The following is a 26456-nucleotide window of genomic DNA, read 5'->3' as shown; positions in this document are numbered from 1 at the left end:
GAGAGGACCTAGTACAGCGGCTCGCTGCGGGCCGCCAGCAGCCGCCGGAACGACTCGACCCGCTCCACGTCCGCCTGGCCGGCGGCGAGCGCCTCGTCGAGACCGCACTCGGGCTCGTCCGTGCCGTGGGTGCAGCCGCGCGGGCAGTCCTCGGTCATCTCGTCGAGGTCCGGGAAGGCCTCGATGAGGTGCTCGGGCTGGACGTGGGCCAGTCCGAAGGAGCGGATGCCGGGGGTGTCGATGATCCAGCCGACGCCCTGCGCCTCGGTGCGGGGGAGCTCCAGCATGTAGGCCGACGTCGAGGTGTGCCGACCGCGGCCGGTGACGGCGTTGACGATGCCGACCTCGCGGCCCGCGTCCGGGACCAGCGCGTTCACCAGGGTCGACTTGCCGACGCCGCTGGAGCCCACCAGCACGCTGGTGCGTCCGGCCAGGCGCTCGCGCACCTCGGCGAGATCGCCGCCGCGCCGGGTGACCACCCACGGCACGCCCAGCGAGCGGTACGTCGACAGCAGCGTCTCGGCATCGGCCAGGTCGGCCTTGGTCAGGCAGAGCAGCGGCTGCATGCCGGCGTCGAAGGCGGCCACCAGCGCCCGGTCGATGAGCCGCGGCTGGGGCTCGGGGTCGGCGAGCGCGGTGACGATCACCAGCTGCTCGGCGTTGGCGACGATGATCCGCTCGACCGGATCGTCGTCGTCCGCGGTGCGACGGAGCACGGTCACCCGCTCGCTCACCTCGACGATCCGCGACAGGCTCCCGTCGTCGCCGGACACGTCGCCCACGACCCGGACCCGGTCGCCGACGACCACGCCCTTGCGGCCCAGCGGGCGCGCCTTCATCGCCATCACGGTCCGGCCGTTGACGAGCAGCGTGTAGCGGCCCCGGTCGACGGTCACGACCACGCCGGTCACCGCGTCGTCGTACGACGGGCGCTCCTTGGTGCGGGGGCGGGTCCGGCGACGGGGGCGCTCGTAGTGCTCGACGTCCTGGTCGGAGTAGCGCCCCGACGGCATCAGAACAGCCCGGACCAGAAGCCGGCGAAGTCGGGGAAGGTCTTGCCGGTGGTGGCGACGTTCTCGACCAGGACGCCGTCGACCGCCGCGCCGACGATGACGCCCGCGTGGGCCATCCGGTGGTCGGCGTAGGTGTGGAAGCGGCCGCCGCCCAGCGGGGCGGGCCGCAGGTCGAGCCCATCGGGACGCTCGACGACGTCGGCGCCGAGCCCGCCGAGCTCCTTGACCAGGGCGGCCAGCCGGTCGGTCTCGTGGTGCCGGATGTGCGCGATGCCGCGCAGGTGGGACGGTGTGGTGGCCAGCGCGCAGAGCGCCGCCACCGCCGGGGCGAGCTCGCCCACGTCGTGCAGGTCGAGGTCGACGCCCTGCAGCTCGTCGGGCCCGGTCACGCTCAGGCCGGCGTCGGTGAACCCGACCTCGCAGCCCATCTGCGCCAGGATCCCGCGCAGCGCGTCGCCGGCCTGGGTGGTCGCCCGCGGCCAGTCGCGCACGATGACCGTGCCGCCGGAGACCGCCGCCAGCGCGAGGAACGGTGCGGCGTTCGAGAGGTCGGGCTCGATGACGTGGTCGACGGGGCGCACCGGGCCCGGGGCGACCGTCCAGCGGTTCGCGCCTCCGCCCGACCCAGGGTCGTCGACCTCGACCCCGTGCTGCCGCAGCATCGCCACGGTCATGTCGATGTGGGGGAGCGAGGGGACCGGCTTGCCGTCATGGCGCACGTCGACGCCCTGCTCGTAACGGGCGCCGGCCAGCAGCAGCGCGGAGATGAACTGCGAGGACGCCGAGGCGTCGACCACGACGGTGCCGCCGCGGACCGTGCCGCTGCCCCGGAGCGTGAAGGGCAGCGCGTCACCGTCGACCTGGACCCCGAGCCCGCGCAGCGCCGTGAGCACCTCGCCGACCGGCCGGTTGCGCATGTGGGCGTCGCCGTCGAAGGCCACGGTCCCGCGGGTCAGACCGGCGATCGGCGGCACGAACCGCATCACGGTGCCGGCCAGGCCGACGTCCACCGCGACGTCGCCGGCGAACGGCGCCGGGGTGACCGACCAGTCGTCGCCGGCGGTGTCGACGACCGAGCCGAGGGAGGTCAGCGCCGCCGCCATCAACGCGGTGTCGCGCGAGCGCAGCGCTCGTCGTACGACGGAGGGACCGTCGGCCACCGCCGCCAGGACCAGCGCCCGGTTGGTCAGCGACTTGCTCCCGGGGAGGGTGACGACGGCGTCGACCGGAGCGGTCGCGCGGGGGGCGGGCCAGGGATCGGGGACGCTCGTCACGCGCGGCACTCTATCGAGACTTCAGGAGACCTTCGCCTTCACCAGCTTGGCCTCGTGCCGGGCGGCGACCGCGAGGTGCTTGGCCTCGCGGCGGGCGTCCTTGGCAGCCCGGCGGGCGCGCCAGGCGACACCCGGCTTCCCGTCGGTGTCGCCCGCGGCGATCACGAGACCGCCGAGCAGGGAGACGTTCTTGAAGAAGTGCAGCTTCTGCTGGGTCTTCTGGGCCGGGTCCTGGACCTCCCAGTAGCGGTGGCCGGCCGCGGTGGTCGGCACCAGCGACGCGGCCAGCACCGCGGCCGACAGGCGCGGCGCGCGACCGGTCGCGAGGCCGAGCGCGGCGGCGACCTGGACGCCGGCGTTGAGCCGGACCAGGGTGGCGGGGTCCTCGGGCAGCGGGACGCCGGTCCTCTTGACCGCGGGCACGACGCGGTCGGTGACGGCCTTGGCCTTGACCGCTGACGCCTCGGCGTTCTTCAGAGCGGTCGTGGCCCCGACGAGGAAGATCGAGGCGAGCATGGGACGGGCGACGAGGCGGCTGACGGTCATGGACCCTTCTTACCCGCCCTAGGGTGGACCCATGTGCGGCCGGTACGCGTCCACGCGGCGCCCCGAGGACCTCGTCGAGGAGTTCGAGATCGCCGAGGAGATGATCGAGGCGCCGCTCGAGCCCGACTACAACGTCGCGCCCACCAAGGAGGTGTACGCCGTCCTCGAACGGCCGCCCTCGAAGGACGCGAGCGAGTCGCTGCGCCAGCTGCGGGTGCTGACCTGGGGGCTGGTGCCGTCCTGGGCCAAGGACCCGTCGATCGGCAGCCGGATGATCAACGCGCGGATGGAGACGGTGGCCGAGAAGCCGGCGTACCGGAAGGCGTTCGCGAAGCGCCGCTGCCTGCTGCCGGCGGACGGCTACTTCGAGTGGTACCCCACCTCCCAGGTCCAGAAGAACGGCAAACCGGTCAAGCAGCCCTTCTTCATCCGCCCGAAGGACGGCGGCACGCTGGCGATGGCCGGGCTGTACGAGCTCTGGCGTGACCCGACGAAGGCCGACGACGATCCGGCGCGCTGGCGCTGGACCTGCACCGTGATCACCACCGACGCCGAGGACGACCTCGGCCACATCCACGACCGGATGCCGCTGATGGTCGAGCGCGAGCGGTGGGCGGACTGGCTCGATCCCGCCGCCCCGCAGGCCGGCCTGCTCGACCTGCTCGTCCCCGCCGCCCCCGGGGCACTCGAGGCGTACGCCGTCCCGACGCTCGTCAACAACGTCCGCAACAACGGCGCCGAGCTGGTCGAGCCGATCCCGCTCGAGGAGGTCGTGGAATGAGCGAGCGACTGATCGACACCCCCCGCGGCGAGGCCCGCCTCGTCACCCACGCGGCGGCCGAGCCGGTCGCCACGCTGCTGCTCAGCCACGGCGCCGGAGGCGGGATCGACGCGCGCGACCTGGCCGCGCTGGCGGCGGCGCTGCCCGCGCAGGGCTTCACGGTCGTGCTCCTCGAGCAGCCCTGGCGGGTGGCCGGCCGGAAGGTCGCGACCCCACCGCCGACCCTGGACGAGGCGCTGCTGGCCGCCGTGGCGGCCGTGGACGCCGCGGGACCGCTGGTGCTGGGCGGTCGCTCGGCCGGGGCCCGGTCGGCGGCGCGCTGCGCCGTACCGGCGGGGGCGGCCGGCTGCCTGGCGCTGTCGTTCCCGCTGCACCCGCCCGGGAAGCCCGAGAGGAGCCGGTTGCCCGAGCTGGCGGGGGCCGGCGTACCGACCCTGGTCGTGCAGGGCGAGAACGACGCCATGGGCCGCCCGGAGGAGTTCCCGGCCGAGACCGAGATCGCCGTGGTTCCCGGTGGCGACCACGGACTGAAGGTGCCCGCCCGCGGAGCGGTCTCGCAGGCCGATGCGATGGCGATCGTCGTCGAGTCAACCCTCGAGTGGATCGTGCGCGAGGTGACCGGGAATGGGGCGCCGGGCTGACGTGTTCCACCATCGTGATGGCACTCCTGGAAGCACCCGCCCCCGGCGTAGGCTGGGAGACGATGACTGACTTCACCGACGCCACGCTCGACGACCTCGAGCCTGTCGACGTCGCCACCGAGACCGAGGCCGACCGGGCCGCGCGCTTCGAGCGCGACGCCCTGCCGTTCCTGGACCAGCTCTACTCCGCTGCGATGCGGATGACCCGCAACCCGGCCGATGCCGAGGACCTGGTCCAGGAGACCTTCGCCAAGGCGTACTCGTCGTTCCACCAGTTCCGGCCCGGCACCAACCTGAAGGCCTGGCTCTACCGGATCCTGACGAACACCTTCATCAACACCTACCGCAAGAAGCAGCGGCAGCCGCAGCAGTCCATGGCCGAGGACGTCGAGGACTGGCAGCTGGCCCGCGCGGAGTCGCACCAGTCGACCGGGCTGAAGTCGGCCGAGACCGAGGCCCTCGAGCACCTGCCCGACTCGCAGGTCAAGGACGCGCTCCAGCGACTCCCCGAGGAGTTCCGGCTCGCGGTCTACCTCGCCGACGTCGAGGGGTTCGCCTACAAGGAGATCGCCGAGATCATGGAGACGCCGATCGGGACCGTGATGTCCCGCCTGCACCGCGGTCGCCGCCAGCTCCGCGACATGCTGCAGGACTACGTCCGCGCCAACGACCTGCTGACCGTCGGTCGCGGCCAGGAGAGGGGCGACTCGTGAGCACCCAGGACCAGGACCACGCCGGGCACAGCCACGGCGACGTGTCCGAGCGCGAGTGTGCCGACTATCTCGAGCAGATCGTCTACTTCATCGACAACGAGCTCGCCGAGGCCGACTGCGACGCCGTCCGCGTCCACCTCGACACGTGCAACCCCTGCCTGGAGAAGTACGACCTCCAGCGCACGGTGAAGTCGGTCGTCGCCCGGTCCTGCTCCGAGGCCGCTCCGGAGGAGCTGCGCCAGCGGGTGATGTTCCGGATCCGCGAGGTCCAGGTCCGCATCAGCGACAGCTGAGTCGCGCTCGCGGCCGGAGAGTTTCATCGGCTGGCCGATGAACCTGGAGCCGGGACGATGAAGCTTCGTCGTCCCGGCGTGAGTTTCATCGGCTAGCCGATAAAACTCTCCCGCGCCCCCGACGGCCGCCACCAGGCGGATCCACGAAGCAACGAACCCCCGGCCCAGCGGGCTCGGGGGTTCGGATGCGTGGTGCCTGCGCTCAGGCGTTGGGGCGCTTCCCGTGGTTCGCGCCCTTCTTCTTGCGAGCGCGGCGCTTGCGGCCGGTCTTGCCCATGGTGATCTCCTCGAATCGGTGTCGACCCAGACAGAGGGCCATCAGACAGTCTCTCAAATGTGCCCGCCGAGGCGAAATCAGAGTCGGGACAGGAACCGTTCGGCGTCGACGACGACCCGGGTCACCTCGCCGGAGGCGATCACCCTCGCCGACCCGACGTGGCGTGCGGCGACGGTGAAGCGGTGCAGGCGCCCGTCGACGTACGACGACGTCGCGGTGACCTCGACCTCCCGGCCGACGACCGAGGGCGACAGGTGCTCCAGTGACACCCGGGTGCCGACGGAGGTGGCGCCGGCGGGCAGAGCGGGCTCGATCGCCGCGCAGGTGGCGGCTTCGCACCAGGCGAGCAGGCGGGGGGTGCCGAGCACCGGGAGGGTGCCGGAGCCGACGGCGAGAGCGGTGTCCGCGTCGGTCACCGTGAAGGTGAGCGACGCCTCGAGGGTCACAGCTCCCGCCGGAAGGCGATCAGGTCGATCTCAGGCAGCGGGTGCCAGTCGCGCTCGGGCAGTCGGGAGAAGCCGAGGCGCTCGTAGAGCCGGTGGGCGGTCGTCATCTCGCGCAGGCTGGACATCGCGACCGCGGCCGCGCCGTCGGCGCGGAACCGGTCGAGGACCTGCTCGACCAGCGCCCGGCCGACGCCACGGCCCTGGGCGGCGGGGGAGACGGCCAGCATCCGGAACTCGCCCTCGTCGTCGCGGGCGATCTCGCGCCACGGGGAGCCGGGTGGGCAGAGGGTGACGCAGCCCAGCAGCTCCTCACCCGCCACGGCCACCCAGAGCTCGGCCTCGGCGTCCCGGGAGGCCGCGTCGGCGAGCCGGGCGGCGTAGTCGTCGTCGGGGCCGGACAGGAACGGCTCGTAGGCGGCCAGGGTGACCGCGCCCGCGGCCGCGTGGTCGGCAGCGCGGGCCCGCCGGACGATCACGCCCGCGGCGCCAGGTAGTGGGGGTTGGTCGCGCGGAGCGCGTCGACCACGACCAGCAGCAGGTCGGCCCGCACGGCCGGCGGCCGCGGGCCGAGCGCGAGCTGGAGGTAGAGGGCCCGGAGGAACGCCTCGGCGTTGCCGCCGACGAGGTGCGGGTCGCGGTCGTCGTACGACGAGCGCACGCCGGCCACCGCCGCCAGGCGGGCCACCCAGGGCTCCAGGACCTGGAGCGGTACGACGTCGCGCCGGAGCACCTGCAGGACGGTGTGGGCCAGCCGGTCGGTCTCGCCGTTGGAGAACAGCCGGTCGACCCGCTCGACCAGGCGGTCGGCGACGACGTCGAGGATGACGGTCAGCTCGGGCTGCTGGACGTGCGGGGAACCGGCGAGCGTGCCGAGCGCGTCGGCGCCATGGGCCACGGCGTGCGCCCAGCCCTTGCCGGGGACGTAGCCGCGCAGGTCGCGCTCGCGCAGCAGCCAGGTCGCGAGCCGGTCGCCCCACTCCAGGATCTTGCCGCCGGGGACGAGGGGGCGCTGGTTGTCGCGGGCGATGCACTCGCCGAGCACCAGGGCGGAGAAGCTGCGCCGGAAGATCCCGTCGTCGTCGACGGTGCCCAGCCCGACCGACAGGCCGGTGGCCATGCCGTCGCCGAGACCGGTCAGCAGGTCGTCGTACACGCCCCGCTCGACCCAGGTCGCCAGCGTCGGGTAGGCGGTCCCGTCGCGGAGCTCGGGGTCCGGGTCGCCGAGCATCCGGGTGAGCTCGGCGGTGAGGTCGTCGAGGGGTCGGTCGTCGGGCACCGCCAGCCCGGCGGCGTGCACCTGCTTCCAGTAGGACCCCGACATGAGGGTCATCCTGCCAAAGAACCGGCCGGTCTGGACCAGGGGCCCGGCAGGCGGCGGAACGCTCCGCCCAGGAGCGGCCCGGACCCGCCCGGGCGGCCGCCACTAGCCTGGTGACGTGCCCACCTTCAGCGAGCTGGTCCGCAGCCACACGGACCTCGACGAGGCCGACGTCGCTTGGCTCCAGCTGCTGCAGGCGGACTGGCAGATCATCGCCGACCTGTCCTTCGCCGACCTGGTGCTGTGGCTGCCCGACCGCGAGGGGAGCGGCTTCTGGGCGGCCGGCCAGATGCGGCCGACGACCGGCCCCACGGCGTACGTCGACGACGTGGTCGGCACCTTCGTCCCCGCCGGGCGCCGGCCGATGCTGGACGCCGCCTACCGCGAGGGCCGGCTGGTCCGCGAGGGCGACCCGGAGTGGCGCGACGACGTCCCGGTCCGCGTCGAGACGATCCCCGTACGACGGGCCGGCCGGGTGATCGGCGTCGTCGGCCGCAACACCAACCTGCTCGGCGTGCGCACGCCGAGCCGCCTGGAGCTGTCCTACCTGCAGACGGCCGCCGACCTGACCCAGATGATCGCGAACGGGCACTTCCCGGCCCCGGGCCAGCGCAGCGACCACGCGGACTCACCGCGGGTCGGGGACGGGTTCCTTCGCGTGGACGGCGCCGGCCGGGTGGTCTACGCGAGCCCGAACGCGCTGTCGGTCTACCGGCGGCTGGGGCTCTCGGGCGACCTGACGGGCGTGGCCCTGGCCGACCTGACCCGCGACCTGGTCCCGCCGCGCAAGCGCCCGGACGAGGAGACGCTGAGCGCCGTGCTCGGCGGCCGGGCGCACCGCGACACCGAGATCGGCACCGACAACGTCTCGCTGATCGTCCGCAGCATCCCGCTGCGCCCCCAGGGCGACCACCTGGGCGCCCTGGTGCTGGTGCGCGACGTCACCGACCTGCGCCGGCGCGACCGCGAGCTGGTCACCAAGGATGCGACGATCCGCGAGATCCACCACCGGGTGAAGAACAACCTGCAGACCGTGGCCGCCCTGTTGCGGCTCCAGGCCCGCCGGATCGACTCGGAGTCCGCCAAGTCCGCCCTCGAGGAGGCCGTGCGACGGGTCGGGTCGATCGCCATCGTCCACGAGACGCTCAGCCAGGCGGTCGAGGAGACCGTCGCGTTCGACGAGATCGCCGACCGCCTGGGCGCGATGGTCACCGAGGTGAGCGCGATGGGCGGCCGGGTCCGGGTCCGTCGCGAGGGCTCGTTCGGGGTGCTGCCGTCCGAGGGGTCGACGGCACTCGCGATGGTGCTGACCGAGATCCTCCAGAACGCCGTCGAGCACGGCTACGACCCGGACGCCGACACGACCGGGCAGATCCTCGTGCGGGTCCAGCGGATCGTCGGCCGGCTGCACCTGACCGTCGACGACGACGGCCGGGGGCTCCCGGACGGGTTCACGCTGGACGGCTCGACGAACCTGGGGCTCTCGATCGTGCGGACGCTGGTCGAGTCCGAGCTCGGTGGTCAGCTGGAGCTGGGCCCGGTCCCCGGAGGGACCGGGACGCGCGCGATGGTCGACGTACCCGTGGAGTGACGTCTCGCGATAGCGGAACGGTCACGACCTCGCAGGCTCGGTCGTGCGGCTCGCTCGACCACCACCAGCGAGTCGCTGGCGCGTCCTCGCTAGGCGGTCCGGACGCGGGCGCGGGCGTTGCGGCGCTTGAGAGCGCGTCGCTCGTCCTCGCTCAGGCCGCCCCAGACACCGTGGTCCTGGCCAGCCTCGAGCGCCCACGCGAGGCACTGCTCGCGCACCTCGCAGCGTCGGCACACCTGCTTGGCCTCCTCGATCTGGAGGATGGCCGGACCGGTGTTGCCGATCGGGAAGAACAGTTCCGGGTCCTCGTCGAGGCACGCGGAACGGTGGCGCCAATCCATGGCTGGGGAATCCCTCATCTCTACTACGTACGTGCAGGCCAGGGGCAGCTCAGGCCTGCGGGCGCTTCGGTGGGCAACGCGGAAGTGAACGCGTTCACGAGCGCCGGTCCAGCCTGGCAAGGATTGGACCGTTAAACAAGACCCGCGGTGGTCTCGTTCATCACAGGTTGTCGGACGCTCACATGCCGCGCCCACCTGGTAGGCAACGCCCGGGGGTACCCCGAAGGTTCCCGCCGCAGCCGTGTCTACGCTGTCCGCCGTGACCGTCGACCGTCCCGCTGCGCCCCGCCCGCTCCTCGCCGCGGCCCTCCTGGCCGCCCTGGAGGCGCTCGCGCTGCTGGTGAGCGCGGTGCTGGAGCTGGTCAACGTCTCGGGCGTGCGGGTCACCATGGGGCTCACCACGGCGCTGTTCTTCCTGGTGTACGGCGCCGCGCTGGGTCTGTGTGCCTGGGGTCTGACCCGGCTCGCCCTGTGGTCGCGGGCCCCCGTCGTCCTGGCCCAGCTGATCCAGCTGGGGGTCGCCTGGAGCTTCCGCGGTGGGGAGACCACGGCGGTGTCGGTCGTGCTGGCCGTGGTCGCGGTCGCGGTCCTGGTCGGGATCTTCCACCCGGCGAGCACCGCCGCTCTCGTGGACGACCCCACCGGCTCGACCGGGCAGCCGGACTAGTCCGCCTGCTCCAGCGAGGTCCGCAGCTGCTCCAGGGTGCGGTTGAGCAGCCGGGAGACGTGCATCTGGGAGACGCCGATCTCCACGGCGATCTGCGACTGCGTCATGTTCTTGAAGAAGCGCAGCAGCAGGATCTTCTTCTCGCGGGCGTCCAGGCGGTCGAGCAGCGGCTTGATCGACTCGCGGATCTCGACGTGCTCGAGCCCCTCGTCGTCGATGCCGATCGCGTCGAGCATGGTGGCGTTGCCGTCGTCGGAGTCGTCGGTCGCGTCCAGCGAGAGCGTGGAGTAGGCGTTGCTGGACTCGATGCCCTCGACGATCTCCTCGACGGTGCAGCCGATCGCCTCGGCGAGCTCACGGGGCGTGGGGGAGCGGCCGAGCGACTGGGTCAGCTCGGCGCTGGCCGACCCGATCTGCATCCGCAGCTCCTGGAGGCGGCGCGGCACCCGGATCGCCCAGCCCTTGTCGCGGAAGTAGCGCTTGATCTCCCCGATGATCGTCGGCGTCGCGTACGTCGAGAACTCGACGCCGCGGTCGGAGTCGAAGCGGTCGATGGACTTGATCAGCCCGATGGTGCCGACCTGGACCAGGTCCTCGTAGGGCTCCCCGCGGTTGCGGAACCGGCGGGCGCAGTGCTCGACCAGGGGGAGGTGGAGGTGCACCAGGGAGTCGCGGGCACCGTCGCGGCGGGCCTGGGTCTCCTCCTCGTCGTGGAAGACCAGGAAGAACTCCGCGCTCCGGCGGCGCGTGATCTCGACCCCGGTGGGGGGCGGGTCCGGCGCCGTGGCCGGTTCCCGAGTGGAGCCGCCCATGTCAGACGTCTGCCGCGGGGACGTCCGACAGGATGCTCGACCGCATCGTCATGGTGACCGCGAACCGGCCGGGGGTCGACTCGACCGACGCCGCGCTGGCCAGGGTGTCGAGGACCTGCCAGGCGAAGCTGTCGTAGTCGGGAGAGGCGGCCGAGGACGCCTGCACGCCGACCGTGATCGTCAGCTGGGAGGGGGCGAGGTGGAACTCGGTGACCAGCGAGGTGCCGGGGTCGGCCTCGGGCAGCACCATCGCGCACGCCTCGCCGACGGCGATGCGCAGGTCCTCGATGTCGTCGATGGTGAAGTCGAGCCGCGCGGCGAGCCCGGCGGTCGTCGTACGCAGGACGGACACGTAGGCCCCGTCGGCGGGCAGGCGCAGCTCGACGTCGGCGCGAGCCGGTCGTGGGTCGGGATCGGTGACAGCCATCGTTCGTCCTTCGTCGCAGGTGCCTCGCGTGAACCCTAGGTCACCGGGGCCGCGGGAAGGGGGAACGGGGCCGAGGTCGGCTAGGTTCTCCCCATGTCACGCGCGCGGATGCTGAACGTGTCCGTGCGCGGGCCGGCGGACGCGCCGGTGGTGGTCCTGGTGCACGGGTTCGGCTGCGGACAGCACATGTGGCGCCATCTCGCTCCCGCGTTCGAGGTCGACCACCGGGTGGTGCTGCTGGACCTCCCGGGCTCCGGCGAGGCGGATCCGGCGTCGTACGACTCGGTGCGCCACGGGCGCCTCGAGGGCTACCGGGACGACCTCGCGGCCCTGCTGGACGAGCTCGCCCTCGGTCCCGTGACGCTGGTCGGCCACTCGGTGTCGGCGATGATCTCCGTCCTGGTCCAGGTGGCCCGGCCGGACCTCGTCGAGCGTCTGGTCCTGGTCACGCCCTCCGCGCGCTACCTCGACGACGGCGAGTACGTCGGCGGGTTCGCCGCGGACGACATCGACGACCTGCTCGGGCTGATGAGCCGCAACCACCTCGGCTGGCAGGACCCGCTGGCGACGCTCGTCGCCGGCGATCCGTCGTCGGACGCCCACGGCGAGCTGGAGGCGTCGTTCTGCCGCACCCGGCCGGACGTCGCGGCCGAGTTCGCCGCCGTGACCTTCCGGGGCGACAACCGCGCCGACCTCCCCCGGGTGACCGCCCCGACCCTCGTCGTCCAGGCGGCCCAGGACTCGGTCGCGCCGCTGACCGCGGGCGTCTTCGTTCGCGACAGCATCCCGGGCGCCGTGCTCGAGGTGATCGACACGCGGGGCCACTGCCCCCACCTGACCGCCCCGTCGGAGACCGCCGAGGTCGTCCGGCGCTTCCTGGTCCCCGCGACGCGGTGAGGTCGCGATGACGGAGACCGACGAGCTCCGCCGGCTGTTCGACGACGCGCCCTGCGGCTACGCGGTGCTGGCCGGGCCGGAGGGTCCGGTCCGCCACGCGAACGCGGAGCTGGCGCGCCTCGTGGGGCGCCCGGTGGGCGACCTGGTCGGGACCGCGACGCTGGCCTCGCTGCTGACGGTCGGCGGTCGCATCCTGCTGGAGACCCACCTGCTCCCGATGCTCGAGCACGACGGGGTCGTGCGCGAGGTCGCCCTCGACCTGCTGCGCCCCGACGGCAGCCGCGTCCCGGTCCTGCTCAACGCGTCCACGACGGCGGGCGACCCCGCCGTACGCGTCGTGCTCTTCGAGGCGCGCGACCGCCACCGCTACGAGCAGGACCTCCTGGTGGCGACCCGGGCCGCCGAGCAGGCGCGCAGTGCGGCGACGGCTCTGGCCCAGACGCTGCAGCAGACCCTGATCCCGCCGGCGCCGCCCGAGATCCCGCACCTCGCGATCGCCGCCGCCTACCGCCCCGCGGGCGACGGGACCATGATCGGCGGCGACTTCTACGACATCTTCCAGGTCGGTGCCGACGCGTGGTGCGTCGTGCTGGGCGACGTCAGCGGCAAGGGCGCGTCGGCGGCGGCCGTGACGTCCTTCGTCCGCTACACCACCCGCGCCCTGGCCCTCGACCACCCGGACCCGAGCGACCTGCTCCGGTGCCTGGACCGGGCCCTGCGAGCGCACGGCACCGACCACTACTGCACGGTCGTCGTGGCGTTCCTGGCCCGCCGCGGGGAGGCCTGGGAGGTCCGGCTCGCCCTGGCCGGCCACCCACCGGCCCTGCTCCGCGACGCCGTGACCGGCGTCGTCCACGAGCTCGGGGTCTTCGGGAGCCCGGTCGGGCTCCTCGAGACGACCGGCTTCACCACCGTCACGCACCTGCTGCGCGACGAGACGCTCACCCTCTACACCGACGGCGTCACGGAGGCGCGGGGCGACGAAGGGCTGTTCGGGGAGTCCCGTCTGGAGCGGCTCATCGCCGGCGGGCCGCACGACCCCCGGGCCATCACCGACGCCATCACCGAGGAGGTGCTGCGCTACCAGCGCGGCGTCGCCGCCGACGACATCGCGGTGGTCACCCTCGCGGCGCGACCGGGGGTCGGGGCAGACCCACGATGACCACGCAGGTGCTGGTGCTCGCCGACACCCACCTGCCGAAGCGCGCCCGCGCGCTCCCGGAGGAGGTGTGGCAGCGGGTCGAGGAGGCCGACCTCGTCCTGCACGCCGGGGACTGGGTCGACGTGGCCCTGCTCGACGAGCTCTCCGCCCGAGCGGCCCGGTTGGTCGGCGTGCACGGGAACAACGACCACGGCGTGCTGCGGGAGCGGCTGCCGGAGGTGGCCCGGGTGGACGTCGAGGGGCTGCGGGTCGGGGTGGTCCACGAGACCGGTCCGTCCCGAGGCCGGGAGGAGCGCTGCGACGGGCGGCACCCCGACCTCGACGTGCTGGTGTTCGGCCACAGCCACATCCCGTGGGACTCGACCACGCCGGGCGGGATGCGCCTGCTGAACCCCGGGTCGCCGACCGACCGGCGTCGGCAGCCGACCTGCACCTACCTCACCCTCGTCGTCGACGGCGGAGTGCTCTCCGAGGTCGTCCTGCACCACCTGCCGCCGCGCGCCTGACGGCGTTGCCCGAGGGGTACCGGAGCTCATGGGCCAACGTGGGGGAGCGACATGACCGTCGCCGAGGTACGACGCGACGACGTGGTCGGACCGCGCGAGCTCGACCCCGAGGGCATCCGCTCCGTCGACCGGGTGCTGTCCGGCCGGGTCGAGACGCATGCCGAAGTGCTGCTCCAGGTCAGCGACGACCTGGTCCCGCTGGTCGGGGCCCTGCGGACCGCCGCGTCGGGCGGCAAGCGCCTCCGCGCGGCGTTCTGCCTCTGGGGTGCCCGGGCGGCGAGCGGGGGCGTGGACGTCGTCGGCGGGACCGAGGCCGCGGCCGCGCTCGAGATGTTCCACCTGGGGGCGCTGGTCCACGACGACCTGATGGACCACAGCGACGACCGCCGCGGGCGGCCGACCGTGCACCGGCGCTTCGCCGACCGGCACCGGGACGAGCAGGGGCTCGGGGACCCGGACGAGCACGGGGCCGCGGTCGCCGTGCTGGCGGGCGACCTGTGCCTGACCTGGTCCGACGACCTGCTCGCGGACGCCGTGCACGTCGGGCGGCCGGGGACCGCCCCCGCCGTACGCGCGGTGTGGACGCGGATGCGCGACCAGGTTCTGGCCGGGCAGTACCTCGACGTGCTCGGCGACACCCGGCCCCGCATCAGCGCGGACCAGGTCGGCCGCGTCCTCCGTTTCAAGAGCGCGAGCTACACCGTGGAGCACCCGCTGCTGCTGGGGGCCGCGCTCGCCGGCGCGGAGCCCGGGCTGCTGGACCGGCTCGGCGCCTTCGGACTCCGCGTCGGCGAGGCCTTCCAGCTGCGCGACGACGTGCTCGGCGTCTTCGGGGACCCGGCGGTCACCGGCAAGCCGGCGGTCGACGACGTCCGCGAGGGCAAGCGCACGCTCCTGGTCGCGGTCGCGGAGGAACGCGGCGACGAGGCCCAGCGGGCGGTGCTGCGCCGCACCCTGGGCCACACCGAGGTCGACGAGTCCGGACTCGAGGCGGTCCGCGAGGTCATGACCGCGTCCGGAGCGCTCGCCCACGTGGAGGAGCGGATCGAGACGCTCGCCAGGGCGGCCCGCCGGGACCTGGCGGCGCTCGCGGTCGACGAGCGGTCGCGGTGGGCGCTGGGCGCGCTCACCGACGCCTGCGCGTGGCGAGCCGCGTGAGCGCGGGCAGCGGACCCGGCCCGGGCGTCGGCTGCACGCCGCGGCGGCCCCACCAGACCCACCAGATCATCGACTGCGTCACCAGCGAGAACCCGAACCAGAAGTCCTCGACCGGCGCGTGCCCGATCCGCCAGCCGAGGATCGCGGCGTCGTCGTACACGAAGACGCCGCGCGAGGTCAGCCACTCGTTGGTGAGCACCTGGAAGAACAGCACGATCGCGTACGACGCCCAGAAGGCCTTCCTCGTGAGCAGCCGGGTGCGCAGCACCCACAGGTCGAGGACCACGGTGACCGCGATGCCGACCAGGGAGGCCTCGGTGTGGGTCACGGCCGCTCCTCCTCGTCCCCGACGCGCCAGCCGCGGACGGACCGGACGGCCTCGAGCGTCATGACCGAGGCCAGCGGGACGACCACGAAGAACAGCCATTCCTCGACCGGCAGCCCGCCGGGCAGCACCCCGCCGAGGGTCTGCGTGGTGTCGAACTCCCAGTGCCCGGCCCGGACGGCGGCCAGGTCCCAGAGCAGGAACGGGACGCCGGTGCACAGCAGCACCAGCGCGAACCGGCGCAGCCGGGCGTACACGCGGACGCGCAGCAGCACCTCGAGGGGGAGGGTCGCGACCACGACGAAGACCAGCATGGCCGCGTACGTCAGCTGCCGCACGACGCCATCCTGTCCGGCGCGACCAAGGTGACCGGCCGGGTGGTGGCGGAGGTCCGCGGGCTGGTCCGCGGAACCGGGCGGGTGCTGTCGGGACGCGACCTGTCCGCGGCGGCGGCCACGGTCACCTACTTCGCCGGGATCGCCGTGGTGCCCTGGCTGCTGCTGGCCACCTGGTCGATGTCGTGGTGGTACGGCGCCGCCGGGGCCGAGGCCCGACTCCTCGAGCTGCGGGTGCTGGTGCCGCCGGACATGGGTGGGCGGCCGTCGTACGACCTGCTGGTGCACGCGGGGACCCACCTGGGACCCGTCGGGGCACTGGTCGTGCTGCTGCCCGCGTCCTTCTACGGCGAGGGGCTGCGCCGGGCCGGCCTGGCGATCAGCCCGGCGCCGGACCGGTTCACCGGGTGGCGCGCGCGGGTGTGGGTGATGCTGCCGGTGCTGGTGCTGCCCGTCCTCGCGTGGATCCTCTTCGCCGTCGGCGACCGGCTCGCCCCGCTGGCGCCGGAGGGCGGAGGGGGCGGCACGGGCGACCTGCTGGTGCGCATCGTCGTCGGCTTCGTCGCCGTCTGGCTGCTGCTCGCGGTGCCGACCGCGTGGGCTTTCCGGTTCGTGCTCCCCGGCGCGATGCGCTGGTGGGTGGCGGTCGTGGGCGCGCTGGCGACGACGTCCTGCCTGGCCGGGTTCCTGCACGGCTTCCAGCTGTTCCTGTCGCTGCCGGTCGACGTGGGGATCCCGTTCGGCGGGCTGGGCGTGGTCGGCGGCGTCGTGGCCGTCGGGCTCTGGCTCTACGTGCTGCACGTCCAGGTGCTGGTCGGCTGGGCCGTCGCCCGGGCCCTCGAGGAGCGGGTCGGGTGATCGTCGAGCTGCACGTCTGGGGGGTGGACCGGGTGGTGCCGGCGCTGCTGCGGACCGCGACCGGCCGGCTCCGGCTGCGCGGGACCCCGGGCCTACGGTTCGCGAAGCTGCTCGGCACCGGGTCCGCTCGGACCTTCACCCCCGGTGACGCGGATCCGCACCACTGGGCGGCGCTGACGGTCTGGGAGGACGCGTCGTACGCCGACCGCTTCGCCCGCGGCCCGTTCGTGTCCGGGTGGGACGCGGCAGCGCACGAGCGGCTCCGGGTGCGGACCAGCCCCCTCGCCGCGCGCGGGCGCTGGTCCCGGCAGGAGCCGTTCGGTGCCCCGGCACCGGAGCCCTGGGACGGTCCGGTGGCGGCGCTGACCCGGGCGCGGCTGCGCCCGACGCGGGCGCTCTCCTTCTGGCGGGCGGTCCCGCCGGTGGTGGCCGACCTGCACGGCTCGCCCGGCCTGCGGCTCGCCGTCGGGGTCGGGGAGGCGCCGGTCGGCGTCCAGGGGACCTTCTCGCTCTGGACCGACGCGGCGGCGCTGGTCGGCTTCGCCTACCGCAGCCCGGCGCACCTCGCCGCGGTCGAGCGGACGGCCCCCGAGCGCTGGTACGCCGAGGAGCTCTTCGCCCGGCTGGCCGTGCACGAGGTCGAGGGGACCTACGAGGGGCGCACCCCGTGACCGCGATCGCGGAGCCGAGGCCCGTCGTGGAGGCCCGCTCCCCCCTCGGGGTCGCGGCCTGGGCCTGCGCGCTGGCGGCCGTGCTGGTCCAGATGGCCTTCCCGTTCACCGACGGCGGCACCCTGGCGCTGACCGCCGCGAGCGTCCTGCTGCTGGCCGGGGCCGCGCTGCTGCACGCCGGCGCGGTCGGCGGTCCGACGGCGGTGGGGGCGCTGCTGCTCGTCGCCGGGGGCGGCGGCCTGGTCGCCGAGGCCGTCGGCGTCCGCACCGGGGTGCCGTTCGGCGACTACGCGTACGCCGGCACGCTCGGTCCCCAGGTGCTCGGCGTCCCGGCGCTGGTGCCGCTGGCCTGGGTGATGATGGCCTGGCCGGCCCTGGTCGTCGCCCGGCTGCTGGTCGGCCCGCGCGGCCGCCTCGCGGTGACCGCCGTCGGGGCCTGGGCGCTGACCGCGTGGGACGTCTTCCTCGACCCGCAGATGGTCGATCTCGGGCACTGGAGCTGGGAGCACCCGACGCCGGCCCTGCCGGGGGTCGCGGGCATCCCGCTGACCAACTTCGCCGGCTGGCTGCTGGTCTCCGCGCTCGTCGTCGGGCTGCTGCACCTCGTCGTACCTCCGACGGGCGGACGGCGCGGGGTGCCGCTCACCGTCTACCTGTGGACCTTCGGCTCGTCGGTGCTCGCCCACGCCGCCTTCTTCGGGCGTCCGCCGGTCGCGCTGGTCGGCGGGGTGCTGATGGGCGTCGTGGCGGTGCCGCTGGTGGTCCGGGTGTGGCGTCGGTGAGCGGGCGCCTCGTCCGGGTCGGCTCCGCCCTGGCCCTCGCCTCGCTGGGCCTGACCGTCGACAACCTGCGCCGGCTGCGGAGCCCGGACCCCGCGGCCGCGCCCGCGGCCGAGAGCCTCGCGGTGCTGCTGCCGGTGCGCGACGAGGAGGACGACGTCGGCCCGTGCGTCGCGGCGCTGCTGCGGGCCGCCGACCGCTGGCCGGGCCCGGTGCGCGTCCTGGTCCTGGACGACGAGTCGTCCGACGGCACGGCGGCGCGGCTCGCCGACGTCGCGGACGCCCGTCTCGAGGTGCTCCGCGGTACGCCGCCCCCGCCCGGCTGGCTCGGGAAGCCGTGGGCCTGTCAGCAGCTGGCCGACACCGCCCCGGAGGCGGACCTGCTCGTCCTCGTGGACGCCGACGTGCGGCTGGCGCCGTACGCGCTCACGGCGACGGCGGCGCTGCTGCGCGACGCCGGTCTCGACCTGGTGTGTCCCTACCCGCGGCAGGAGGCGACCGGTGCCCTGGAGCGGCTGGTCCAGCCGCTCCTGCAGTGGTCCTGGATGAGCACGCTGCCGCTCGGCCTCGCCGAGCGGTCGCCCCGGCCGTCGCTGTCCGCGGCGAACGGGCAGCTGCTGGCCGTGGACGCGGCCGCCTACCGGCGGGCCGGGGGGCACGCGGCCGTCCGCGACGAGGTGCTCGAGGACCTGGCGCTGCTGCGGGCGCTGAAGGCGGTCGGCGGTCGTGGCGTGGTGGCGGAGGGCAGCGGCGTCGCGTCGTGCCGGATGTACGACGGCGCCGCCGAGCTCCGAGCCGGCTACGGCAAGTCGCTGTGGGCGGCCTTCGGGTCGCCGGTGGGCGCGGCCGGGGCGCTCGGGCTGCTGGCGCTCACCCACGTGGTCCCGGCAGCGGCCGCCCTCCGCGGGTCGAGGACCGGCCTGGTCGGGTACGGCGCCGGCGTCCTCTCCCGGATCCTCGTGGCCCGCCGTACCGGGGGACGGGCCTGGCCGGACCCGCTCGCGCACCCGGTGTCGGTGCTGGCCCTCGCCGCTCTCACCGCCGACTCGGTCCGGGGGCGCCGTCGCGGACGGCTGCACTGGAAGGGCCGCCCGGTGGAGGTCCGGTGAGCGCCGTCGTGGTCGTCGGGGCGGGCGTGGGCGGGCTGGCCGCGGCCGTGCGGCTGCAGGCGGCCGGGCACCGGGTCACGGTCGTCGAGCGGTCGGCGGAGGTCGGCGGCAAGCTCGGCACCTGGGAGCGCGACGGCTTCGTCTTCGACACCGGACCGTCCCTGGTGACGATGCCGCACGTGCTGGCCGAGCTCTTCGCCGACACCGGCGCCCCGGTCGAGTCCGTGCTGCCGCTGGAGCGGCTGGCGACGGCCTGCCGCTACACGTTCCCGGACGGGACGGTGCTGGACCTGCCCGGCGAGCTGGGGGAGATCCCGGGTGCGCTCGACGCCGCCCTGGGCCCCGGGGCCGGGGCCGAGTGGTCCGCCTTCCTCGGCCGGGCCGAGCGGATCTGGGACGCCACCCACGGTCCGTTCCTGGAGTCGCCGATCACCGTGCGTGACATGGTCCGGCTCTCGCGGCGGCTGCCGAACGTCGCGACCGTGGCCCCCTGGCGCAGCCTGCGCGGGCTGGGGGCGTCGTACCTCTCGGACCCGCGGCTGCGGATGCTGCTGGACCGCTACGCGACGTACACGGGCTCGGACCCGCGGCGGGCGCCGGCCGCCCTGGCGACCGTGCCGTGGGCCGAGCAGGCGTGGGGGTCCTGGTACGTGCCCGGCGGGCTCGGCCGGATCGCCGACGCGCTGGTGGACCGGCTGGTCGTGCTCGGCGGCGAGGTGCGGACCGGGTCGGAGGTCGCCGAGGTCGTGGTCCGCTCCGGTCGCGCGCGTGGGGTCCGGCTGGTCGACGGGACCGTCCTCGGGGCGGACGTCGTGGTGGCCAACGCCGACGCCACCCAGGTCTACGACCGGTTGGTCCGCGGCCCCGGCGTACGACGGGCGCGGGCGCGGATCCGCCGCGCCACGCCGTCCCTCTCCGGCTTCGTGCTGCTGCTCGGCCTCGAGGACTCGCCGGCGGACCAGCCGCACCACCAGGTGCTCTTCGCCGAGGACTACGACGCCGAGTTCGACGCGGTCTTCGGCCGGCGCGGACGGTCGCGTCCGGTGGACCGGCCCACCGTCTACGTCTCGGCCCCCCAGGACCCGACGGTGGTGCCGCGTCCCGGGACCGGGGCGTGGTTCGTCCTCGTCAACGCCCCGCGGCACGACCCGGCCGGTGGCGTCGACTGGGACGTCCCCGGCCTCGCCGCGTCGTACGGCGACCGCGTGCTGGCCGTCCTCGCCGACCGCGGCCTCGACGTACGTGACCGGGTGCTGCTGCGCGAGACGCTCACCCCGGCCGACCTGGAGCGCCGTACCCTCGCGCCCGGCGGCTCGATCTACGGCACGTCGTCGAACGGGGCCCGGTCGGCGTTCCTCCGCCCGGCCAACCGCTCGCCGGTGCCGGGACTGTTCCTCGTCGGTGGGTCCGCCCATCCCGGGGGAGGGCTGCCGCTGGTGGTGCTGTCGGCGCGGATCGTCGCGGGGCTGGTGGGGCCGCCCGGGCGGGGCTGGGGGGCCGGTTGAGAGTTTCATCGGCTGGCCGACGAACCTCACGCCCGGACGACAAAGCTTCATCGTCCCGGCGTGAGTTTCATCGGCTAGCCGATAAAACTCACCGACGCCCGCCCGCGGCTCAGCGCAGCCCGCGCCGGACGGCGAGGGTGACGTGGGCCAGACCGACCAGAGCGAGGAGGAGGCCGATGGCGGCGGCGCAGGTGGCCAGCACGGGGCCGTCCACCGGGGAGAGCAGCGTGACGCCGACCTCGCGGGCCGCCCACTCGGCGGCGCAGAGGGCGGTGGCGAACGCGGGGACGATGACGCGCGAGGGCCGCTCCCACACGGTGATCGCGCCGGCACCGGCGAGGCCGGCGACCTGGCCCGAGCTGCGGACCGACTCCAGCAGCAGGGTCGTCACGGCGAGCCCGGCGCCGAGCCAGCCCGGGGCGCCCAGCACGACGAGGGCGACGACGAGGAGCAGGTCCGAGCAGCGGTCGGCGAGCGGGTCGAGCACCCGCCCCCACGCCGAGTCGGTGCCGGTCTGGGCGGCCAGGGCGCCGTCGACGCCGTCGAGCACGGCGGCGACGACCAGCACGACCGTGGCGGCGAGCGGCCAGGCGCCGCCGAGGCCGGCCAGCAGCGGGACCAGCGCCGAGAGCAGGACACCGGCGAGGGTGACCGTGTCGGGTCGGACCCGCCGTCGTGCGAGCGGGCGGGCGCAGGCGTGGGTCAGCCGGACCCAGCCCGCCACCCACGCCGAGTCGCGCGGGTCGAGGCCGCCGTGCAGGCGCGACCAGTGCGCGTACGCCGCCTCGGCGCCTGCGCTCACGCGGGCAGCCCGGCGGTGGTGAGCATCGGCGGCTCGGGGGTCGGCCCGACCGACCGGTCGCCGCGGAACCGCTTCAGCACCAGCTCCGCGCTGATCAGGCACATCGGCAGGCCGATGCCGGGCACCGTGCTGGATCCGGCGTAGTAGAGCCCCTCGACCCGGCGCGAGGCGTTGCCCGCTCGGAAGAACGCGCTCTGCCGCAGCACGTGGGCCGGTCCGAGGGCGCTGCCCGACCAGGAGTTGACGTCGGCGACGAAGTCGGCCGGGCCCACGGTGCGCCGTACGACGATGCGCTCGGCGAGGTCGGGCGCCCCGGCCCGCTCGGCGATCACCGCGATGGCCCGGTCGACGGCCTCCTCGACGGCCGGGTCCCCGGCGCCGTCGATCCCTCCCGCACCGAGCCCCGGATCGGCCGGGACGGGCACCAGGACGAAGAGGTTCTCGTGGCCGGCCGGGGCCACGGAGGGGTCGGTGGCGGAGGGGCGGCAGACGTAGAAGGACGCCGGGTCCGGAACCCGGGTCGGTGCGTCGAAGACGGCGTCGAAGTTGGCCGTCCAGTCCTCGGTGAAGAACAGCGAGTGGTGGGCCAGGGTGGGCAGGGCGCCGCGCACGCCGAGGTAGGCCAGCATCGCCCCGGGCCCGGCGACCGCCCGGTCCCACCAGCGCTGCGGGAAGGTCTGCAGGGCTCGCGGCAGCAGGGTGGTCTCGACGTGGTGGAGGTCGGCGGCGCCGACGACGGCGTCGGCGTAGAGGACCTGCTCGCCCTGCTCGTCGCGGAACCGCACGCCGGTGACGGCGGCCCGGGCACGCCCGGGGCGGAGTGCACCCGTGCGGGCGGTCTCGATCGCCGTGGCGGTGGCGCCGGTGCGGATGGTGACGCCGTGGTCGACGGCGAGCGAGGCGAGCGCGTCGACCAGCCGCGTGAACCCGCCGTCGGGGTAGCGGACCCCGTCGGCGAGGTCGAGGGCGCTCATCAGGTGGTACATCGCCGGGGCCCGGTCCGGGGCCGAGCCGAGGAAGACCGCGGGGTAGCCCAGCACCTGCTGGAGCCGCCGGTCGGAGAACCGGGCGGCCACGTGGGTCTCGAGCGAGCGGGTCAGCAGCCCGGCGAGGCGCGGCGCGTTCGCGACCGTACGACGACCGGCGAGCGCGGCCGCGGAGTCGAAGCTGGTGTAGAGGAACCGGTCCACGGCCAGGTCGTAGACCTCGCGCGCCGAGCGCAGGTAGTCGTCGAGCCGCGCGCCGGCGCCGGGCTCGACGGACTCGAAGAGGGCCCGGTTGGCGGCGACGTCCTGCGCGACGTCCAGCGGGTCGGCGTGCCCCTCGAAGAAGACGCGGTAGCCGGGGTCGAGGGTGCGCAGGTCCAGCTGCTCCGCGGTGCTGGTCCCGAGCAGCCGGAAGAAGTGGTCGAACACCTCGGGCATCAGCCACCAGGACGGCCCGGTGTCGAAGCGGAAGCCGTCGCGCTCCCACGATCCCGCCCGGCCGCCGGGCCGGTCGTTCTTCTCCAGGAGCTCGACGTCGTGCCCGTCGCGGGCCAGCAGCGCGGCGGTCGCGAGACCCGCGACCCCGCCGCCCACGACGACGACCCGACGACGCTCGGGGGCGCTCACGCGGCGGGCCGGCCGGATCGGAGCAGCACCCCGGCGACCAGCCGGGCCTTGCGCGGGTCGGGCACCCGGACCCGCTCGCGGCACAGCCGTTCCGCCGGGGTACGACGCAGCCGCGCCGACAGGTCGGCGAACAGGTCGTGGGCCGCGCAGACGGCGTACCGGCTGCTCCGCGGCAGGAAGGGGACGACGCGGGCGGCCGCCCGGAGGTCGTCGTCGATCTCGTCGAGCCAGCGGTCACGGGCTCGGTCGTCGAAGCCGGCCGGGTCGAGCCCGGGCAGGTAGCGGCGGCCGAGCCGGTCGGCGTCGTCGCCCAGATCGCGCACGAAGTTCACCTTCTGGAAGGCGGCGCCGAGCCGGGCGGCGCCGGCCGCCAGCTCGTCGTACCGGGCCGCGGCGTGGGGCTCGTCGGCCATGAACGCCCGCAGGCACATCAGCCCGACCACCTCGGCCGAGCCGTGGACGTAGCGGTCCAGGCTGGCCCGGTCGTGGACCGCGCGGTCGAGATCGGTGCGCATGGAGGCGAAGAACGGCGTCACCAGCTCCGCCTCGATCCCGCAGCTCCGGGCGGTACGGGCGAAGGCGTGCACGACCAGGTTGTGGCTCGATCCGGTGCGCATCGCGCCCAGCGTCTCGGCCTCGAGCGAGTCCAGGTCGGCCCTCCGCCGGTCGTCGTCCTGCCCGGGCCGGGGCGTGTCGACGATCTCGTCGGCGACCCGGACCAGCGCGTAGACGTTGCGGACCCGGGTGCGCACGGGCTCACCGAGCAGCCGGGCAGCCAGGCCGAACGACGTCGAGTAGGCGCCGATCACCAGCGCGGCACTGGCCTCGGCCACGTCGTCGTACGTGTCGTGGGCCGAGGCGGGGCGGAGCACGGGGGTCAGGAACATCGGGTCCTCTCGGTGTCTTGCCCTGCAGTACCCGGAACGGGTCCCGGCGGCCCGACGGGTCGGGCGAGCGAATTGACCGCTCTGTCGAACACCCAGGGCAGCGCCCGGGCGGCCGGCACGATCGCGCGGCGCGCGGCCCGCGATCGGGTGCCGGTGAGCAGGGCCGCGGTGAGCCAGCGGTAGCGGCGGGTGAGCCGCACCCAGTCGCGCTCGTAGCGCTCCGGGTCGTCGACGACCAGGGCGCCCACGGCGGCCCGGGCCTGGGCGAAGGCCAGGGCCAGGCCCTCGCCGGTCAGCGCGTCGACGTAGCCGCCGGCGTCGCCGACGAGCAGCACCCGCCCCGCGACCCGGCGGCTGGCCTCCTGGCGCAGCGGACCGGCGCCCCGTACGACGCTGGCCGGCTCGGCGCCGGCCAGCCGGTCACGCAGCCCGGGCAGCGCGTCCAGGCGGGCGTCGTACGACGCCTTGGCCGAGGACAGCACGGCCACGCCGACGAGGTCGGGGGCCACCGGGGTCACGTAGGCCTCCACGGTGGGGGCCCAGTGCACCTCGACGTACGGCGACCACGGCGCGAGCGCGAAGTGCTGGCGCAGGCCGAACCGCGGGTGCCGGGTCGTCGGACGGTCGAGCCCGAGCGCCCGGCGGACGGGGGAGTGCAGGCCGTCGGCCGCGACCAGGTAGCGGGCCCGGACGTGGTCGGTCCGGACCTCCTCGTCGTCCTGCCGGACCGCGCCGACCGTCCGCTGCTCCACCCGGGCGCCCGCGTCGAGCACCGCGCGGGTGAGCGCGTCGTGCAGGACGGTACGGCGGATGCCGCGCCCGGACCCGTGCCGGAAGTCGGCGCTGGCCGCGCGCGGACCGGAGACGTAGCGGATGCCGCGGAAGTCGTGGCCGGCCGGGTCGACGCCCAGCTCGAGCAGCCCGGCGAGCGCGCCCGGCATGAGCCCCTCGCCGCAGGCCTTGTCCACGGCTCCGGGCCGCGGCTCCCACACCTCGACGTCCAGGCCCGCCCGCGCGGCGTGCAGCGCGGTGACCAGCCCGGCGGGTCCACCACCGGCGACGAGCAGGTCGACCCGTCGGACGCTCACGCGGCCACCGCCGCGCTCAGGGCGCGCTCCTCGGCCCGGATCCGGACGGTCAGGAGCGCGGCGTTGGCGACGCTGAAGACGACGGCGGTGATCCAGGCGCCGTGCACCAGGGGCAGGGCCGCACCCTCGATGACCACCACCAGGTAGTTGGGGTGGGGGAGGAAGCGGTAGGGGCCGGACCGCACCAGCGGGAGGCCGGGCACGACGATGACGCGGGTGTTCCACTGCCGGCCGAGGGACGCGATGCACCACCACCGGACGACCTGGCTGGCGAGGACCAGGGCCAGCATCGTCCAGCCCAGCGCCGGGACGAACGGCCGGTCCGCGACCAGCACCTCGACGACGCAGCCGACCAGCAGGCCGACGTGCAGCACCACCATGACCGGGAAGTGGCCGCGTCCCGACTCGACGCCGCCGCGCTCGAAGGCCCAGGCGGCGTTGCGCTGGGAGACGGCCACCTCGGCCAGCCGCTCGAGACCGACCAGCACGACGAGGACGACGTAGAGCGCCTCGCTGCTCACGCGGGCACCCGCAGCAGCACCAGCTCGGAGCAGAAGCCGGGGCCCATGGCCAGCATCAGGCCGAGCGATCCCGGTCGTGGCGGCCGGTCGCGGAGGGTGTCCTCCAGGACGTGCAGGACCGAGGCCGAGGACAGGTTGCCGATGCGTCGCAGCGACTCCCAGGTGACCCCGAGCGCCTCCCGGTCGACGCCCAGCGTGTCCTGGAGCGCCTCCAGCACCTTGGGCCCGCCGGGGTGGGCGACGTAGAACTCGACGTCGTCGCGGGTCAGGCCCTGGTCGGCGAGGAACGCGTCGACGTCGGCGCCGACGTAGCGCCGTACGACGTCGGGGACGGCGCTGTCGAGGACGATCTTCAGCCCGCCGGAGCCGACGTCCCAGCCCATCGTGCGCTCGGAGTCGGGGTAGAGCCGGCTGCGGGTCGCGACCACCTCGGGCTGCGGCCATGCGGTCGGGGGCAGCTGCGTGGCCCGGGCCGACCCGGCGGCCACCACCGCGGCGGCGCCGTCGCCGAAGAGACCGCTGGCGACCAGGTTGGCCACGGACGGGTCGTCGCGCTGGAGGGTGAGCGAGCAGAGCTCGACGCTCATCAGGACCGCGATCGCGTCCGGGTGACCGACCAGGTAGTCGTGCAGCCGGGCGACGCCGGCGGCTCCGGCCACGCACCCGAGCCCGACGATCGGCACTCGTACGACGTCCTCGCGCAGCCCGATCAGTGCCGCGACGCGGGCGTCGAGGGAGGGCACGGCCAGGCCGGTGACCGTCGCGGAGATGATCAGGTCGACGTCGGACGGGACCAGGTCGACCGCCTTCAGCGCGTCCACCACGGCGCGGGCGCCGAGCTCGACACCGGCGGAGATGAAGGCGTCGTTCGCCGCCCCGAAGTCCGGCAGCGCGCCGTACTGCTCCAGGGGGAGCGCGGTGTGCCGGGTGTCGACGCCGGCATGCGCGTGGAAGCGCTCCACGACGGCGCGGCTCACCTGGCCGCGCAGCATCGTGTCGACGAAGGACGCGGTGATCTCGGACTGGGAGTACCGGTGCTCGGGCAGGGTGCCGCGGACGCTCAGGATGCGCATGGTCGGCTCTTCTCGGTGAGGGGTCGG

At 74.6% G+C, this 26456-nt stretch carries 33 protein-coding genes; 15 read left to right on the top strand and 18 right to left on the bottom strand.

Annotated elements, in window-relative coordinates; genetic code table 11:
• Positions 1-8: 8 nt before the first annotated feature.
• From rsgA to V7S47_RS16045, 3 genes are read right to left on the bottom strand one after another with little or no spacing between them, the layout of a single operon-like run.
• Complete coding sequence (gene rsgA, locus V7S47_RS16055; protein ID WP_336562514.1) at positions 9-1013, bottom strand: ribosome small subunit-dependent GTPase A; 1005 nt, start codon at positions 1011-1013, stop codon at positions 9-11.
• Complete coding sequence (gene aroA, locus V7S47_RS16050; RefSeq protein WP_336562513.1) at positions 1013-2287, bottom strand: 3-phosphoshikimate 1-carboxyvinyltransferase; 1275 nt, start codon at positions 2285-2287, stop codon at positions 1013-1015. Before aroA ends, rsgA begins: the two co-directional genes overlap by 1 nt.
• A gap of 21 nt (positions 2288-2308) precedes the next feature.
• Entirely contained in the window at positions 2309-2833 is a 525-nt protein-coding gene (locus V7S47_RS16045) for a DoxX family protein (protein WP_336562512.1), read from the bottom strand.
• Between the two features lie 31 nt (positions 2834-2864).
• Here V7S47_RS16045 and V7S47_RS16040 point away from each other — a divergent pair, with 31 nt between their 5' ends.
• The 4 genes from V7S47_RS16040 to rsrA all read left to right on the top strand — a co-directional run bounded on the left by V7S47_RS16040 (position 2865) and on the right by rsrA (position 5261).
• The gene (locus tag V7S47_RS16040) at positions 2865-3614 is read left to right on the top strand and encodes an SOS response-associated peptidase (protein ID WP_336562510.1); all 750 of its coding nucleotides are present in this window, start codon (positions 2865-2867) and stop codon (positions 3612-3614) included.
• Positions 3611-4255: an alpha/beta hydrolase family protein gene (locus V7S47_RS16035; RefSeq protein WP_336562509.1), complete on the top strand. Its 645-nt coding sequence runs from the start codon at positions 3611-3613 to the stop codon at positions 4253-4255. The genes V7S47_RS16040 and V7S47_RS16035 overlap by 4 nt, the downstream gene beginning before the upstream one ends.
• A 62-nt stretch (positions 4256-4317) precedes the next feature.
• Positions 4318-4968: a sigma-70 family RNA polymerase sigma factor gene (locus V7S47_RS16030; RefSeq protein ID WP_336562508.1), complete on the top strand. Its 651-nt coding sequence runs from the start codon at positions 4318-4320 to the stop codon at positions 4966-4968.
• Positions 4965-5261 carry a mycothiol system anti-sigma-R factor gene (rsrA, locus tag V7S47_RS16025; RefSeq protein WP_090860935.1) on the top strand — a complete coding sequence of 99 codons (297 nt, stop codon included), beginning with the start codon at positions 4965-4967 and terminating at the stop codon, positions 5259-5261. Before V7S47_RS16030 ends, rsrA begins: the two co-directional genes overlap by 4 nt.
• 202 nt (positions 5262-5463) lie before the next feature.
• On the opposite strand, the gene V7S47_RS25690 is transcribed toward rsrA, so the two are convergent.
• From V7S47_RS25690 to V7S47_RS16010, 4 genes are all read right to left on the bottom strand, one after another.
• Positions 5464-5538 (bottom strand): 50S ribosomal protein bL37, encoded by a 75-nt coding sequence (locus V7S47_RS25690; protein ID WP_369759046.1) that lies wholly within the window; start codon positions 5536-5538, stop codon positions 5464-5466.
• A gap of 77 nt (positions 5539-5615) precedes the next feature.
• Positions 5616-5984, bottom strand: coding sequence for a thioesterase family protein (locus tag V7S47_RS16020; protein WP_336562506.1), 369 nt, complete (start codon positions 5982-5984; stop codon positions 5616-5618).
• Positions 5981-6460 carry a GNAT family N-acetyltransferase gene (locus V7S47_RS16015; RefSeq protein WP_336562504.1) on the bottom strand — a complete coding sequence of 160 codons (480 nt, stop codon included), beginning with the start codon at positions 6458-6460 and terminating at the stop codon, positions 5981-5983. The genes V7S47_RS16020 and V7S47_RS16015 overlap by 4 nt, the downstream gene beginning before the upstream one ends.
• Positions 6457-7314, bottom strand: a complete 858-nt coding sequence (locus V7S47_RS16010) for a DUF2785 domain-containing protein (protein ID WP_336562502.1) — start codon at positions 7312-7314, stop codon at positions 6457-6459. Before V7S47_RS16010 ends, V7S47_RS16015 begins: the two co-directional genes overlap by 4 nt.
• A 106-nt stretch (positions 7315-7420) precedes the next feature.
• Between V7S47_RS16010 and V7S47_RS16005 the strand changes: the two genes are divergently transcribed.
• Positions 7421-8893 (top strand): histidine kinase N-terminal domain-containing protein, encoded by a 1473-nt coding sequence (locus V7S47_RS16005; RefSeq protein ID WP_336562501.1) that lies wholly within the window; start codon positions 7421-7423, stop codon positions 8891-8893.
• An 89-nt stretch (positions 8894-8982) separates the two neighbouring features.
• Here the strand turns inward: V7S47_RS16005 and V7S47_RS16000 are convergent, their stop codons facing one another.
• Positions 8983-9234: a WhiB family transcriptional regulator gene (locus V7S47_RS16000; protein WP_011755173.1), complete on the bottom strand. Its 252-nt coding sequence runs from the start codon at positions 9232-9234 to the stop codon at positions 8983-8985.
• A 259-nt stretch (positions 9235-9493) separates the two neighbouring features.
• Here V7S47_RS16000 and V7S47_RS15995 point away from each other — a divergent pair, with 259 nt between their 5' ends.
• Complete coding sequence (locus V7S47_RS15995) at positions 9494-9901, top strand: hypothetical protein (protein ID WP_336562499.1); 408 nt, start codon at positions 9494-9496, stop codon at positions 9899-9901.
• Here the strand turns inward: V7S47_RS15995 and V7S47_RS15990 are convergent.
• Complete coding sequence (locus V7S47_RS15990; RefSeq protein ID WP_336562498.1) at positions 9898-10713, bottom strand: RNA polymerase sigma factor SigF; 816 nt, start codon at positions 10711-10713, stop codon at positions 9898-9900. The genes V7S47_RS15995 and V7S47_RS15990 overlap by 4 nt on opposite strands.
• A 1-nt stretch (position 10714) precedes the next feature.
• Entirely contained in the window at positions 10715-11140 is a 426-nt protein-coding gene (locus V7S47_RS15985; RefSeq protein WP_090860928.1) for an anti-sigma factor, read from the bottom strand.
• 93 nt (positions 11141-11233) lie between these two features.
• On the opposite strand from V7S47_RS15985, the gene V7S47_RS15980 reads away from it, so the two are divergent.
• The 4 genes from V7S47_RS15980 to V7S47_RS15965 are packed head-to-tail and all read left to right on the top strand — an operon-like array spanning position 11234 to position 14863.
• Positions 11234-12037 carry an alpha/beta fold hydrolase gene (locus tag V7S47_RS15980; protein ID WP_336562497.1) on the top strand — a complete coding sequence of 268 codons (804 nt, stop codon included), beginning with the start codon at positions 11234-11236 and terminating at the stop codon, positions 12035-12037.
• A gap of 7 nt (positions 12038-12044) precedes the next feature.
• Positions 12045-13199, top strand: coding sequence for a PP2C family protein-serine/threonine phosphatase (locus V7S47_RS15975; RefSeq protein ID WP_336562496.1), 1155 nt, complete (start codon positions 12045-12047; stop codon positions 13197-13199).
• A complete protein-coding gene (locus tag V7S47_RS15970) occupies positions 13196-13705 on the top strand; it encodes a metallophosphoesterase family protein (protein ID WP_336562495.1) in 510 nt (169 codons plus the stop codon). The genes V7S47_RS15975 and V7S47_RS15970 overlap by 4 nt, the downstream gene beginning before the upstream one ends.
• A gap of 51 nt (positions 13706-13756) precedes the next feature.
• Positions 13757-14863, top strand: a complete 1107-nt coding sequence (locus V7S47_RS15965; RefSeq protein WP_336562494.1) for a polyprenyl synthetase family protein — start codon at positions 13757-13759, stop codon at positions 14861-14863.
• Here the strand turns inward: V7S47_RS15965 and V7S47_RS15960 are convergent.
• Positions 14832-15191: a lycopene cyclase domain-containing protein gene (locus tag V7S47_RS15960; RefSeq protein ID WP_336562493.1), complete on the bottom strand. Its 360-nt coding sequence runs from the start codon at positions 15189-15191 to the stop codon at positions 14832-14834. The genes V7S47_RS15965 and V7S47_RS15960 overlap by 32 nt on opposite strands.
• Complete coding sequence (locus V7S47_RS15955) at positions 15188-15526, bottom strand: lycopene cyclase domain-containing protein (RefSeq protein ID WP_336562492.1); 339 nt, start codon at positions 15524-15526, stop codon at positions 15188-15190. Before V7S47_RS15955 ends, V7S47_RS15960 begins: the two co-directional genes overlap by 4 nt.
• 27 nt (positions 15527-15553) lie before the next feature.
• On the opposite strand from V7S47_RS15955, the gene V7S47_RS15950 reads away from it, so the two are divergent.
• The 5 genes from V7S47_RS15950 to V7S47_RS15930 are packed head-to-tail and all read left to right on the top strand — an operon-like array spanning position 15554 to position 20445.
• A complete protein-coding gene (locus V7S47_RS15950) occupies positions 15554-16381 on the top strand; it encodes a YhjD/YihY/BrkB family envelope integrity protein (protein WP_336562491.1) in 828 nt (275 codons plus the stop codon).
• Positions 16378-17052: a hypothetical protein gene (locus V7S47_RS15945; protein ID WP_336562490.1), complete on the top strand. Its 675-nt coding sequence runs from the start codon at positions 16378-16380 to the stop codon at positions 17050-17052. The genes V7S47_RS15950 and V7S47_RS15945 overlap by 4 nt, the downstream gene beginning before the upstream one ends.
• Positions 17049-17834, top strand: a complete 786-nt coding sequence (locus V7S47_RS15940) for a carotenoid biosynthesis protein (protein WP_336562489.1) — start codon at positions 17049-17051, stop codon at positions 17832-17834. The genes V7S47_RS15945 and V7S47_RS15940 overlap by 4 nt, the downstream gene beginning before the upstream one ends.
• Positions 17831-18940 carry a glycosyltransferase gene (locus V7S47_RS15935; protein ID WP_336562488.1) on the top strand — a complete coding sequence of 370 codons (1110 nt, stop codon included), beginning with the start codon at positions 17831-17833 and terminating at the stop codon, positions 18938-18940. The genes V7S47_RS15940 and V7S47_RS15935 overlap by 4 nt, the downstream gene beginning before the upstream one ends.
• Entirely contained in the window at positions 18937-20445 is a 1509-nt protein-coding gene (locus V7S47_RS15930) for a phytoene desaturase family protein (protein ID WP_336562487.1), read from the top strand. Before V7S47_RS15935 ends, V7S47_RS15930 begins: the two co-directional genes overlap by 4 nt.
• Before the next feature lie 109 nt (positions 20446-20554).
• Here V7S47_RS15930 and V7S47_RS15925 read toward each other — a convergent pair whose 3' ends face one another.
• The 6 genes from V7S47_RS15925 to V7S47_RS15900 are packed head-to-tail and all read right to left on the bottom strand — an operon-like array spanning position 20555 to position 26429.
• On the bottom strand, positions 20555-21247 hold the full coding sequence (locus V7S47_RS15925; RefSeq protein ID WP_336562486.1) for a CDP-alcohol phosphatidyltransferase family protein: 693 nt from the start codon (positions 21245-21247) through the stop codon (positions 20555-20557).
• Positions 21244-22860 carry a phytoene desaturase family protein gene (gene crtI, locus V7S47_RS15920; RefSeq protein WP_336562485.1) on the bottom strand — a complete coding sequence of 539 codons (1617 nt, stop codon included), beginning with the start codon at positions 22858-22860 and terminating at the stop codon, positions 21244-21246. The genes V7S47_RS15925 and crtI overlap by 4 nt, the downstream gene beginning before the upstream one ends.
• Positions 22857-23747: a phytoene/squalene synthase family protein gene (locus V7S47_RS15915; RefSeq protein WP_336562484.1), complete on the bottom strand. Its 891-nt coding sequence runs from the start codon at positions 23745-23747 to the stop codon at positions 22857-22859. Before V7S47_RS15915 ends, crtI begins: the two co-directional genes overlap by 4 nt.
• Entirely contained in the window at positions 23738-24835 is a 1098-nt protein-coding gene (locus tag V7S47_RS15910; protein WP_336562483.1) for an NAD(P)/FAD-dependent oxidoreductase, read from the bottom strand. The genes V7S47_RS15915 and V7S47_RS15910 overlap by 10 nt, the downstream gene beginning before the upstream one ends.
• Positions 24832-25356, bottom strand: a complete 525-nt coding sequence (locus V7S47_RS15905) for an isoprenylcysteine carboxyl methyltransferase family protein (protein ID WP_336562482.1) — start codon at positions 25354-25356, stop codon at positions 24832-24834. Before V7S47_RS15905 ends, V7S47_RS15910 begins: the two co-directional genes overlap by 4 nt.
• Positions 25353-26429 carry a type III polyketide synthase gene (locus tag V7S47_RS15900; protein WP_336562481.1) on the bottom strand — a complete coding sequence of 359 codons (1077 nt, stop codon included), beginning with the start codon at positions 26427-26429 and terminating at the stop codon, positions 25353-25355. The genes V7S47_RS15905 and V7S47_RS15900 overlap by 4 nt, the downstream gene beginning before the upstream one ends.
• Positions 26430-26456 lie beyond the last annotated feature (27 nt).

Origin of the sequence: Nocardioides sp. CCNWLW216 (genome assembly GCF_037120545.1) — a bacterium.
Taxonomy (GTDB): domain Bacteria; phylum Actinomycetota; class Actinomycetes; order Propionibacteriales; family Nocardioidaceae; genus Nocardioides; species Nocardioides lianchengensis.
Note: the sequence above shows the minus strand (reverse complement) of the source record. Positions and strands in the feature narration are given on the sequence as shown.